At 67.6% G+C, this 12,712-nt stretch carries 8 protein-coding genes; 6 read left to right on the forward strand and 2 right to left on the reverse strand.

Going from position 1 to position 12,712, the window contains the following annotated elements; all coding sequences use genetic code 11:
• Nucleotides 1-69: 69 nt before the first annotated feature.
• Together hupB and AABF56_RS04580 are read left to right on the forward strand one after the other, a co-directional pair.
• Nucleotides 70-345, forward strand: a complete 276-nt coding sequence (hupB, locus tag AABF56_RS04575; protein WP_023516583.1) for a DNA-binding protein HupB — start codon at nt 70-72, stop codon at nt 343-345.
• Nucleotides 346-533: 188 nt separating this feature from the next.
• Complete coding sequence (locus AABF56_RS04580) at nt 534-2,729, forward strand: esterase-like activity of phytase family protein (protein WP_272805074.1); 2,196 nt, start codon at nt 534-536, stop codon at nt 2,727-2,729.
• 121 nt (nt 2,730-2,850) lie between these two features.
• On the opposite strand, the gene AABF56_RS04585 is transcribed toward AABF56_RS04580, so the two are convergent.
• Nucleotides 2,851-3,315, reverse strand: a complete 465-nt coding sequence (locus tag AABF56_RS04585) for a MarR family winged helix-turn-helix transcriptional regulator (RefSeq protein ID WP_244765853.1) — start codon at nt 3,313-3,315, stop codon at nt 2,851-2,853.
• 258 nt (nt 3,316-3,573) lie between these two features.
• Here AABF56_RS04585 and AABF56_RS04590 point away from each other — a divergent pair, with 258 nt between their 5' ends.
• From AABF56_RS04590 to secD, 4 genes are all read left to right on the forward strand, one after another.
• Complete coding sequence (locus AABF56_RS04590) at nt 3,574-4,842, forward strand: metallophosphoesterase family protein (protein WP_272805075.1); 1,269 nt, start codon at nt 3,574-3,576, stop codon at nt 4,840-4,842.
• Between the two features lie 3 nt (nt 4,843-4,845).
• The gene (locus tag AABF56_RS04595; protein WP_272805076.1) at nt 4,846-8,316 is read left to right on the forward strand and encodes an AAA family ATPase; all 3,471 of its coding nucleotides are present in this window, start codon (nt 4,846-4,848) and stop codon (nt 8,314-8,316) included.
• 144 nt (nt 8,317-8,460) lie between these two features.
• Nucleotides 8,461-8,877 carry a hypothetical protein gene (locus tag AABF56_RS04600; protein WP_272805077.1) on the forward strand — a complete coding sequence of 139 codons (417 nt, stop codon included), beginning with the start codon at nt 8,461-8,463 and terminating at the stop codon, nt 8,875-8,877.
• A gap of 107 nt (nt 8,878-8,984) precedes the next feature.
• Nucleotides 8,985-11,522, forward strand: coding sequence for a protein translocase subunit SecD (gene secD, locus AABF56_RS04605; protein ID WP_272805078.1), 2,538 nt, complete (start codon nt 8,985-8,987; stop codon nt 11,520-11,522).
• A 35-nt stretch (nt 11,523-11,557) separates the two neighbouring features.
• Here the strand turns inward: secD and AABF56_RS04610 are convergent, their stop codons facing one another.
• Complete coding sequence (locus tag AABF56_RS04610; RefSeq protein WP_272805079.1) at nt 11,558-12,682, reverse strand: NAD(P)/FAD-dependent oxidoreductase; 1,125 nt, start codon at nt 12,680-12,682, stop codon at nt 11,558-11,560.
• Nucleotides 12,683-12,712: the final 30 nt, after the last annotated feature.

A 12,712-nucleotide genomic window follows, 5' to 3' on the forward strand; every position in this document is an offset into this window, starting at 1 on the left:
CGAAGGGCGATGCGTATTCTGCCCCCGACTTGTATGAGTCGTTTCAAACCGTATGAAAGGGGTGGAAACATGAACAAGAATGAACTCGTATCCGCAGTGGCTGAGAAGTCTGGCCTCTCCAAGACGGACGCAGCATCGGCTGTCGACGCCGTTTTCGAGACGATCCAGGGCGAACTCAAGAACGGTGGCGACGTTCGTCTCGTCGGTTTCGGCAATTTCTCCGTATCGCGCCGCGAAGCTTCGAAGGGCCGCAACCTTTCGACCGGCGCCGAGATCGAGATCCCGGCACGCAACGTGCCGAAGTTCTCGGCCGGCAAGGGCCTGAAGGACGCCGTCAACGGCTGATCCTTGGTTCGGGCAGAGCGGTTATCCACTCCGCCGCCAAACCTGAAGTTCAGGGTCGGGGTCCGGTTCTTCCGGGCCCCTTTTTATTTGCGGGAGAAGGGGCGGAACTGTCGCCGAAATGTCATCGGCCTGTAACAGGAAAGCCTCAGAACCGCCGGGTTCCTTTTGACCGGATCCCGGAGGATTTCATGAAAACCCGTTCGATCACCGCCGCCCTCGCGGCGGTTCTCGCCGCATCGGTGGCCCCTGCCGCCAGCGCCGAGCCCGTATTCAATCGCATTGCGTCCTTCGCCGTCGCCGACAACCTGCCGGAGGGCGTGGACAAGGCGACGCCGACCTCGTCCGAAATCATTGCCGCCTCCGAGGACGGCAACACGCTCGTCTATTCCGACAGCCCGAACAAGGCGGTCGGCTTCATCGACATCACCGACGCCAGGGCCCCGAAGGCCGGTGGCTCCCTTTCCTTCGAGGGCGAGCCGACCTCGGTCGCGATCGCGGCCGGCAAGGCGCTCGTCGCCATCAACACGCGCGAGAGCTTCGTGAAGCCGTCGGGCGTCCTTGCCCAGGTCGATCTCGCTTCCAAGGCCATCGAGGCGACCTGCGATCTCGGCGGCCAGCCGGATTCGATCGCCCTCAACAAGGACAGGACGATCGCCGCCATCGCCATCGAGAACGAGCGCGACGAGGAGGTCAATGACGGCGCCATCCCGCAGATGCCGGCCGGCGATCTCGTGCTGCTGTCCCTCAAGGACGGCATCGTCGATTGCGGCTCGATCAAGCATGTCGCGCTGACCGGCCTTGCCGATGTCGCGGGTGAGGATCCGGAGCCCGAATTCGTCGCCTTCAACAGCCTCGACGAGGTCGCCGTCACCCTGCAGGAGAACAACCACATCGTCGTCGTCGACGGCAGGACCGGCACGGTGAAGAGCCATTTCTCCGCCGGTACGGTCAACCTTGAAGGCATCGATACCAAGAAGGACGGCGCCCTGAAGTTCACCGGCGAGATGAAGGATGTCGCCCGCGAGCCCGACGCCGTGAAGTGGCTCGACGACGACCGCCTGGTCGTTGCCAATGAAGGCGACTGGAAGGGCGGCGCGCGCGGCTTCACCATCTTCGACAAGCAGGGCAAGGTTCTCTACGAGAACGGTGCCGGCTTCGAGCGCGAGATCGCCAGGATCGGCCATTACCCGGACAAGCGCAACAAGAAGGGCGTCGAGCCGGAAGGCATGGAAGCGGCCAGGTTCGGCGACGACACCCTGTTCTTCGTGCTGGCCGAGCGTGCCTCGATCGTCGGCGTCTACAAGGATACCGGCGGCGAGCCTGAGCTTCTGCAGCTGCTGCCCTCGGGCGTCGGCCCGGAAGGCGCCGTCGCCATTGCGAGCCGCAACCTCTTCGTGACCGCCAACGAGACCGACCTCGTCGAGGACGGCGGCGCCCGCTCGCATGTCATGATCTATGAGCGTGCGGAAGGGGAGGCTGCCTATCCGCAGATCGTCTCCACCGACAAGGACGGCGAGCTGATCGGCTTCGGCGCCCTCTCGGGCCTTGCCCCGGTCAAGGACAAGCCGGGCATGCTCTATGCCGTCAACGATTCCTTCTACGCCGCGCAGCCGACGATCTTCACGATCGACGCTACCGCGAAGCCGGCGAGGATCGTCGATGCATTGCGCATCACGCGCAATGGCGCGGCCGCCCAGAAGCTCGACAGCGAAGGCGTGACGCCGGACGGTGAGGGCGGCTTCTGGCTCGCCAACGAAGGTGATGCCGACAAGCTCTACAGCCACGCCATCATCCATGTGAACGAAAAGGGCGAGATCCAGAAGGAAATCGCCATTCCCGCCGCGCTGCGCGCCGGCGAGAAGCGCTTCGGCTTCGAAGGCATCACCAGCGTCGGCGAAGGCGATGACAAGGTGCTGTGGATGGCCATGCAGCGCGAATGGGGCGATGACGAGAAGGGTTTCGTGAAGCTCGTCTCCTACAAGCCCTCCTCGGAGGAATGGGGTGCCGTGCGCTACCCGCTCGAAAAGACGGAAAGCGGCTGGGTCGGCCTTTCCGAAATCACGGTAAATGGCGAGCATGCCTATATCATCGAGCGCGACAACCTCATCGGCCAGGCCGCCAGGCTGAAGAAGCTCTACCGCGTGGCGCTCGCCGATCTGAAGCCGGCCGCGCTCGGCGGCGACCTGCCCGTCGTCAGGAAGGAAGAGGTCCGCGACCTCATCCCGGACCTCAAGGGCGCCACCAACGGCTTCGTCGTCGACAAGGTCGAGGGCTTTGCCATCGATGCCGCCGGCAACGGCTTCATCGTGACCGACAATGACGGCGTGGACGATTCCTCCGGCGAGACGCTGTTCTTCGGCATCGGCCCGATGAACGCCATGTAAGCTGCGCGCATCACGGCCCCTTTTCCCGCAGGCGGGGAGAGGGGCCGGTTGCCGAAAGCAGGAACGAAAAAAGCCGGGATCCTGCGATCCCGGCTTTTTCGTCTTTTCGTCCTCGCCGGGCTCAGCCGACGGCGCGCAACGGCCGCGCGGGGGCTGCCCCGGCGCTTCCTTCGGCCTTGTCCCGTTCGCGCTGCAATTCCTCGGTCTTCTCGCTGAGGCAGCCGATGATCTCCTTGAGATGCTGCTTCTGGTCCTCGGTCAGCACCGCGAAGATCGCTTCGATCGTCTTGTGCTGCGGCTGCTGGGCGGCGGAGATCACCGTGCGGCCCATATCCGTGATCGAGACGATCTTGGCACGACGGTCCTTCGGGTCCGGCTCGCGCTTGACGAGCTTGTCGCGCTCCAGCCCGTCGATCGCTTCCGTCACTGTGCGGGGCGCGAAGCCGAGCGCGCAGGCGATGTCCGTCGAGCGCTGCGGCCCCTGGCATTCCAGAAGAAGCAGGAACTTGCTGCGGGCAAGCGACACGCCTTCGTCCATCATGCACTCGTTCACCAGGCGACTCACCTGATGGTAGAGTTTGAACATGCCCTGGGAGATTTCTATCGTGCTACTCATGAGGGGAAATATAGGTATTATGAGGGACCATGTCAAATGATCACGAAGGTTTTCGGATAATTTGATCATAGATATTGAACGATCTCTGTAAATGCGAACGGTCAGGCGGAGGACGTTATTCCCGCCCTTTTCCGGATTTTTCCGGGTGGGACGATTTCTCTCCTGCATAACCCTGTCGGCGAAGCGCCAAGCATTGACCCGGCGGGAGGGGAAAGCGATTGTCCGGGGATGCCGTTCCGCTTCATCCATACCGCCGATCTCCATCTCGATTCGCCCCTGACATCGCTCGCCCTGCGCAATGCCGAGCTTGGAGACCTGGTGCGCGGGGCGACGCGCAAGGCGCTGGAGCGCATCGTCGATCTTGCCGTCACGGAGGCTGTCGACGCCCTCATCATCGCCGGCGATCTCTACGACGGCTCGCAGACCTCCATGGCGACGGCGCTCTTCCTGATGGAGCAGATGCGCCGGCTGGAGGCGGCCGGCATCCGCGTCTTCCTCATCCGCGGCAATCATGACGCCCAGTCGCAGATCACCCGCGAACTGACCTTTCCGCCGAACGTGCACGTCTTCGACGGCCGCGGGAAGCCGGTAAGGGCCGGCATATTGGCGAGCGGCCGCGAGGTCCACGTCCACGGCATCAGCTTTGCCAATCCCCATGCCCCGGCCTCGCTCCTGCCGGGCTTTCGCGCCCCGCTGCCGGACGCCGTCAATATCGGCCTGATGCACACCAGCCTCGCCGGCGCCAGCCGCCACGATCCCTATGCGCCCGTCGGCGTGGCCGACCTTGCCGCGCACGGCTTCGACTACTGGGCGCTCGGCCATATCCACCAGCGCCGGGTGCATCTGGAAAAGCCGTGGATCGTCATGCCCGGCAATCCGCAGGGCCGTGACATCAACGAGGGCGGCCCGAAGGGCGTGACCCTCGCCACCGTCGACGATGACGGCGCGATCACCTGCGCGCTACATCCGGTTGCCGTCGCCCTGTTCGAGCGGCTTTCCGTCGATCTTTCCGGCATCGACGACTGGCGCGGCATGCTCGACCGCATCGAAACCGTGCTGGCGGAGGCGCGGGCGGCCGCGGGCGGCGCCCATCTCGTCGCACGCCTCACCCTTGCCGGCGCCACGCCGCTCGCCTGGCGCCTTCGCCGCGACGAAGACCTGCTCGCTGCCGAATTGCAGAACCTTGCAGCCTCGCTCGGCGAATGCTGGATCGAGGCGGTGGAGCTTTCCGTCGCTGCGCCGCTTGTCGCGGCCGGTGCCGATGCCGGCCCTCTCACCGAGCTGTCGCGCCTGATGCGCGAGGACGTCGTCGAGAGCCATGCCTATCGCGAGGAGCTGCGCGAGGCGCTGGTCGACCTCCTGCGCCAGTTGCCGAAGGAGGCGCGCAGCCTGTTGGCGGCGGATGAGGCGGCGGAGGAGACCCTGCTCCATGAGCTTGCCCTCGAGGGCGCCGATGCCGTTCTCGCCCGCCTCGGCGGGGAAGGCGCGGGGGCATAGCCGATGCGCCTCGATCGCCTGGACCTCGTCCGCTACGGGAAATTCACCGACCGCAGCCTCGATTTCGGCGCGGCCCAGCCCGGAAAGCCGGATTTCCACCTCGTCTACGGCCCGAACGAGGCGGGCAAGTCCACGCTCTTTTCCGCCTATCTCGACCTGCTCTTCGGCATCGAGAAATCCAGCGCCTACGGCTTCCTGCACCCCTATGCCCTGATGCGCGTCGGCGGGCAGTTCTCCGTCGGTGCCGAGCGCCACGAGGCCTATCGCCTGAAGCGCAACCAGGCCTCGCTCGTCTCCGCCGACGACCGGCCCCTGCCGGACACGCTCTTTGCCACCGTGCTCGGCGGCATGGACCGCAATGCCTATCGCACCATGTTCTCGCTCGACGACGAGAGCATCGAAAAGGGCGGCGAGGACATCCTGAAGAGCGAGGGCGAGCTCGGCGCGATGCTCTTTTCCGCCAGCTCCGGCCTGTCCGACATGGCCACGGGCCTTGCGGCGCTGAAGGCGGAGGCCGACGAGTTCTATCGCCCCTCCGGCCGCAGGCACGCGCTCTCGGCCCTCAAGGCGGATATCGAGTCCCTTGCCGCCGAGCGCAAGGCGCTCGACGTCGCGGCCCGCGACTATGGCCTGCTGGTGCGCGAGCGCGATGCCGCCGCCGGGCGTCACGGCGAGATGACCGCCGCCCGGGCCGAGGTGCGCGCCGCGCTGGCGCAGGTGGAGCGCGGCCTCTCCGCGCTGCCATACCTCCGGCGCCTGCGCGCCTTGCGTGCCGAACTCGGCGCGTTCGACCTCGGTGATTCCCCGCCCGCTGCCTGGCGGTCGCTTTCCGGCGAACTGGCGCGCGAGGAGGCGGAAATCGCGGCCCGCGCCGCCCGCATGGAGGCGGAGCGCCTGCATCTTGCCGAGGAACTGGCGGCGTTGCCCGAGGACGCGGCCGTCCTGGCCGTGGAAGGCGACATCGCGGCCCTTGTCGGTTCCGCGCTCGAAGCCCGGTTCCGCACGGCGGCAATGGATCTTGCCGCCCGCGAGGCGGAGCGGGACCAGGTGACCGTCTCCATCGGGGCGAGCCTTGCCGTGTTCGGCCTGCCCGCGGATGCCGACCCGGCCGGCATCCTGCTTCCTCCCGGCCTTGGCGAGAAACTCGCAGCCCTCCTGTCGCGGCGGGCGACGCTTGCCGAACGGGCCGATGCGGCGCTTCGCGAGCGTGCCGAGGCGGAACGGGCGCTTGCTGCCGCTGGCGGCGAGGCCGGTGCCGTTTCGGGTGAGCAGGGGCAGGCGGATGTGGCGCTGCAATCGACGCTCGCTGCCGTCCTGCGCGCCGCCCGGTCCGCCGATCTTCCGGCGCGCCTTCGCGAGGCCCGGCGTCTCGTCGCGCTTGCCCGGCAGGAGGCCGACGGCGCGATGGCCCGTCTTGCGCCCTGGTCCGGCACGGCGGCGGCATTGGAAGGCATGGCGGTTCCGCCGCCCGCCGAAATCGAGGGTCTGCGCAGACGATACGACATGGCGGCCGAGGCCCTGCACCGTCAGCGGCAGCAGGTTGCCGCGCTGGAACTGGAGGTCGCCTCCGCCCGCGCGACGCTTGCGGCGCTGCAAAAGGCGACCGGCGCCGCCGGCGAAGAGCGGGCGAGCCATCTGCGGGCCGTGCGCGACGCGGCCTGGCGGGCGCATCTCGGCACCCTCGACAGCGCTTCCGCCGCCGCCTTCGAGCAGGCGATGCGCGACGACGACCGTGCTTCGGAGGCGCGCCTGCGCAATGCCGACCGCCTTTCGGAGCTTCGCCTTCTCGAACGGACGGTCGCGGAGGGCACGGCGCGGCTGGAGATCCTAGCGGATGACGTGACGCGCCTGGTGGAGGCGCGGGCGGAGGTCGAAGCGCAGATAGCGGCGCTTGCCCGGCGCCTCGGCCTGCCTGAGGGGACGGCGCTGGCGGACATGGCCGGCTGGCTGGAACGGCGGACGGCGGCGCTGGACGCGCTTGGCGCGCTCGCGCTGCGCACGGTCGCGGCCGATCTCGTCGAGCAGGACAGGCGGGACGTGCTGGCGCGGCTGGCGGCGCTGCTCGGCGAAGCGCTGGCCGAGGATAGCCCCTTCGAAGAAGCGTTGTTCCTTGCCGAGGATAGGCTGGAGGCGCTGAAGGCGGGCGAGGCCCGGCGGCTTGCCGCGGCCGCGCAGCTTGCCCGGTTGAAAGCCGATGCCGATATGCGCGGCAAGGCCGCGGAGGACGCCGGCGCGGCGCTTGCCGAATGGCAGGAGGCATGGGCGCGGGCGATCGCCGGCACCTGGCTTGCACGGCAGGATGCGCCCATCGCGCTGGACCGCGTTGCCGCCTTCCTCCCGGCGCTGCAGACGCTCGCCCAGAATGTCGAGCGGGGCAGGGACTTCGACCATCGGATCGCCGGCATGCGCCGCGACCAGAAGGACTACGCCGACCATGCCCGCCGTCTCGCTGCGCGTCTGTCCGAGCCGTTTAACGCCGAGGACCCGCTCGCGACCGTCGCGGCTTTCGGCCGGCGGCTCGCCGCGGCGACGGCGGTACGCCAGCGGCGCGAGGCGATCGAAAAGGCGGTTCTGCGCCTTGACGAGGAGGAGAGGGCGCTGGACGAGCGCCGGACGGTGCTCGCCGCGCGGCTTTCGGAGGTCTACGCCGTCCTCGGCTGCGACACGCTCGCGGAGGCGGACGTGCTGCTCGAAGCTTACCGCAAGCGCGACGAGATCCTGGCGCGTGTCCATGACGTCGGCCGCGACCTCGCCCAGCAGCTCCGCACCGACACGGTCGAGGCGGCCGAAGCGCTGCTCTCGGCGGTCGATGACGACCAGCTCGCCGTGGAGAAGGACGCGCTCTCCGCACGGCTGGAAGAGCTCGACCGCGCGGTGCAGGAACAGCACCTGCTGCGCGCGCGGGCGGAGGAGGCGCTGGCCAAGGTCGCCGGCAGCGATGCGGCTGCGGTGCTGGAGGAGCGGCGCCGCACGGTGCTGGTCGACCTGGCGGAGAAATCGCGGCGCTACCTTGCGACGCGCGCCGGCATCCTGGCCGCGGAACAGGCCCTGCGGCTCTACCGCGAGCGCCATCGCAGCGCGATGATGGAGCGTGCGTCCCGGACCTTCCGCGACATCACGGCCGGCGAATATACCGGCCTTTCGACGATCCTCGAAAAGGACAGCGAATTCCTCGTCGTCAATGCCGCCTCCGGCGGCGCGAAGCTGGCGAAGGACCTTTCCAAGGGCACGCGCTTCCAGCTCTATCTGGCGCTGCGCGTGGCGGGCTATCACGAGATCGCCGCCAGCCGCGAGATCGTGCCCTTTATCGCCGACGACATCATGGAGACCTTCGACGACCGGCGCGCGCTCAATGCCCTGACGGTGATGGGCGCGATGGCGACAGGCGGGCAAGTGATCTACCTCACCCATCACGAACATCTCTGCGATCTCGCGAAAAAAGCCTGCCCCGATGTCACGATCCATGAATTGTGAGGCCTGAAACGTCGAAGCGTAAAGGAAGCGTTAGCGTCAAAACTTGACTTGGCCGGTGGTAAGTGGTTCTTGGCGCACCACCGGCATTGCTGCGAAGCCTGCTTCGCGCGGCGCTCCGCCCTGAAGAAACGGACGGATATGACGTTGAGGACCGACAGAGAAGCGACGATCTGGGAGCGGGGTTTTGCGCCCGTCGGCTTCCTCGTGCTGCTCGTCACCCTGTTCCTGTCGCAATTTTCCCTGCCCGGCAATGCAGACGGCGCCGGTCATCCGCCGCGGGCGGCGGCCGAAGGCGGCGTTGCGCCGTCGCCGCTGTCGGCCACCGGCGAGGAGCTTTGGTTCCCCGCCAGCGGCCATGCCGAGCGGCGGGTCGCCAAGGCCAAGAGCGGCCTGCCGGAGGGCGATGCCGCCGGCAAGGCGCTCGTCCCGGGCGCCGGTGCCGTGCTCTATCCCTTCGAGACCGCCGCCTCGGTGGTCCCTGTCGCTGTCGACGATGCGGCGCCCGCCCGCCTGGGCCCGGCATCCTTCCGCAGCCGCGCGCCGCCGGCTCTTTCCGCCTGAGGCCCTGTGGCGTCCCGTACGCCGCGCCATTCGTTCGAAATTCCGATTCCCGCGGACGGTGCCGGCTTCACGTCGCGCCCGTCCGGCAGTCTAGATGGAACAACCCCATGAAAACCTCCAAATGGGCATTGTTGGTCTATATCGCGATCATCCTCTTCGGGGTGCTCGCGGCCGTGCCCAACGTGCTGACGCCTGAACAGCAGGCGAAATTCGGGCGCTTCCTGCCCGCCAATCCCGTGACGCTCGGCCTCGACCTGAAGGGCGGTTCGCATCTCGTGCTGGAGGTCGATTCGGCGGCGCTGCGCAAGGCGCGCATGGACGTGCTGCTGAACGATACGCGCGCGATCCTGCGCACAGCCGGCGAGCGCGCTTCGGCCGCACGCCTCAGCGGCTCGACGCTGACGATCACGCTGCCCGACCCGGCGGCGCGCGACAAGATCCTGCCGGAGGTGCGCAAGCTCGCGACGCCGACGACGACGCTCGGCTTTACCGCCGGCAGCGCCGATATCGATGTCGCCACCAGCGGCAACCTGATCAATGTCACGCTGACGGAAGCGGGCATCAACGAGCGCATGTCCGCCGCCGTCGAGCAGAGCCTCGAGATCATCCGCCGCCGCGTCGACCAGGTCGGCGTCGCCGAACCGCTCATCCAGCGCGTCGGCGGCGATCGCATCCTCGTCCAGCTGCCGGGCCTGCAGGATCCGACGCGCCTGCGCCAGCTTCTCGGCTCGACCGCGCAGATGAGCTTCCACATGGTCGACCAGACCGTGGATCCGAACGGCGTCGCCCCGCGCGGCGTCATGATCCTGCCCGGCGCCAACGACCCCGGCAAATACGCCGTGGAAGAGCGCGTCGCCATTTCGGGCGATCGCCTCGCGGATGCCAAGGCCGGCTTCGACCAGCGCACGAACGAGCCGATCGTCTCGTTCAGCTTCGATTCCACCGGCGCGCGCCAGTTCGCGGAGATCACCCAGGCGAATGTGGGAAAACCCTTCGCCATCGTGCTCGACGGCAAGGTGCTGACGGCCCCCGTCATCCGCGAACCGATCATCGGCGGCCAGGGCCAGATTTCGGGCAACTTCAACCCGCAGGAAGCGACCGTCCTTTCGGCGCTGCTGCGCTCCGGCGCGCTGCCGGCGCCGCTCACCATCATCGAGGAGCGCACCGTCGGCCCGAACCTCGGCTCCGACTCGATCCGCATGGGCCTCTATACCGGCCTTGCCGGCCTTGCCGCCGTCGTCGTGCTGATGCAGGTGCTCTACGGTTCGTGGGGCCTCATCGCCAATCTCGGCCTCGTGCTGCACACGGTGCTGACCATCGGCACGCTCGGCCTGCTCGGCTCGACGCTCACCTTGCCCGGCATCGCCGGCATCATCCTCGGCATCGGCATGGCCGTCGACGCCAACATCCTGATCAATGCCCGTATCCGAGAGGAGACGGCGGCGGGGGCGGGGGCCATGAAGGCGCTCGACGTCGGCTTCAACAAGGCCTATGCGACCATCGTCGACGGCAACATGACGACCATGGTTGGCATGATCCTGCTCTTCATGTTCGGCTCGGGCCCGGTGCGCGGCTTCGCCATCACCATGATCATCGGCCTTGCGATCTCGATGTTCACCTCCATCACCTTCGTGCGCCTCCTGATGCGCGAGGTGGTCATCCGCCGCAAGATGAAGCGGATCGACATCCATTCGATCTTCGGCAAGGTCTGGAGCATCCCGAACTTCTCCTTCATGCGCGGGCGCTACATCGCCATCGCCATGTCGGCCTTCATCTCGATCAGCTCGATCATCCTGTTCTTCACGCCGGGCCTCAACTACGGCATCGACTTCGTCGGCGGCATCCAGGTCGAGGCAACGTCCAAGACGCCGATCGACCTCGCCCCGCTGCGCGAGAAGATGGAGGGGCTGAACCTCGGTGAAGTGGCCCTGCAGGAATTCGGCCAGGGCACCTCGGTCCTCGTGCGCGTCCAGCGCCAGCCGGGCGGCGAAGAGGTGCAGACGGCGGCCCTGCAGAAGATCCGCGACGGCGTTGCCGAAGTGATCCCGGATGCCAATTTCGAGCGGACGGAAGTGGTCGGCCCGACGGTCAGCACCGAGCTTGCCCGTTCCGGCTTCCTCGCCGTCGGTCTCGGCATGGTGGCGATCCTGCTCTACATCTGGTGGCGGTTCGAGTGGCACTTCGCCGTGGGCGCCATCGCGACGCTGATCCTGGATATCACCAAGATGATCGGCTTCTTCTCGCTGATGCAGATCGACTTCAACCTGACGGCCATCGCCGCGGTGCTGACGCTGATCGGCTACTCGGTCAACGACAAGGTGGTGGTCTACGACCGCATGCGCGAGAACCTGCGCAAGTACAAGTCGATGCCGTTCTCCGACCTCATCGACCTGTCGATCAACCAGGTGGTCATGCGATGCATCTTCACCTCGGTCGCCGTCGCCGCCTCGCTGCTGCCGATGGCGATCTGGGGCGGCGACACGGTCAAGCCGTTCGCCTGGCCGATGCTGTTCGGCGTGGTCGTTGCGACCACCTCGTCGATCTATATCGGCGGCCCGATCCTGCTCTTCCTCAGCCGCTGGTGGAAGGACCGCGATACCGCGCGGGCGGCCGCTTCGGCAACGACGCCGGCAACGGAAGCATAAAACAGAACGGGCGCCCCTGGGGCGCCCGTTTCGTTTCAGGAGAGGCGGCGGGGGCTGAAGGTCTCCGCCGTTATGCCCTCGCGGGCGAGCGGCTCGGGCACCGGGCTTCCGGTGAGGAGGGCGGCGGAAAGGCTGCCGAGGGCGGGCGAGGTCAGGATGCCGTAGCCGCCCTGGCCGGCGAGCCAGAAGAAGGACGGCTCGTCCCCGGCCGGGCCGATGACGGGCAGGCGGTCCGCGGAGAAACTGCGCATGCCGGCCCAGCTCCGGAAAACGCGGCGCACCGTGAGTGTCGTCGCCTCCTCGACATAGTGGGCGGCATAGGCGATGTCGAGCTCTTCCGGCTGCACGTCCGCCGGCTCGCAGGGCGTCTCATCGGCGGGCGAGGCCAGCAGGCGGCCACCCTCCGGCTTGAAGTAGAACAGGTCCTCGATCTCGTTGATCTCCGGCAGGCGGCTCGCGTCGATGCCATCGGGCAGGTCGATGGTGATGGCCGTGCGGCGATGCGGCACGATGCCGGCGGGCGCGACGCCGGAAAGCGCGGCGACCGCATCGGCCCAGCCGCCGGCCGCATTCACCAGCATGCCGGCGGCGATCGTCTCCTCGCCGGCTTCGATCAGCCATCGGCCGCCGGCGCGGCGGGCGCCGGCAAAGCGGCGGCCCTCGACGATCTGGGCACCATGGCGCCGGGCGTGGCGGGCATAGGATTGCAGCAGCGCGTCCACCTCGATGTCCCAGTAGTCGGGGTCGAAATAGGCGGCGGCCGCATAGGCGGGGTCCAGCATCGGCGCACGGGCGAGCATGGCGGCCTCGTCCAGCCATTCCACCGCCACGCCGAGGCTTCTGGCCGTTTCGAAGCGTTCGCGCACCAGCGCCGCCTTCTCCGCCGCGCCGAGGATGATGCTGCCCCGCTCGATGAGCAGCGGCACGGCGGCGAACCCCTCGGGCGGCCGCATCAGGAAAGCATGGCTGGCGCGGGCAAGCGCATTCACCAGCGGCGCATTGTCCCGCAGCGTGAATTCCGCCGCCGAGCGGCCGGTGCTGTGATAGCCGAGCGCGCCCTCCTGCTCCAGCACGGCGACGGAGCGGTGCGGGCTCAGGAAATAGGCGAGCGAAAGGCCGGCAATGCCGCCGCCGATGATCACGATGTCGAATGTCCGCATGACCCGCCTCCGCTGTGGACCCTTGTCCCT

Origin of the sequence: Shinella sp. WSC3-e, from assembly GCF_945994535.1 — a bacterium.
Taxonomy (GTDB): Bacteria; Pseudomonadota; Alphaproteobacteria; order Rhizobiales; family Rhizobiaceae; genus Shinella; species Shinella yambaruensis.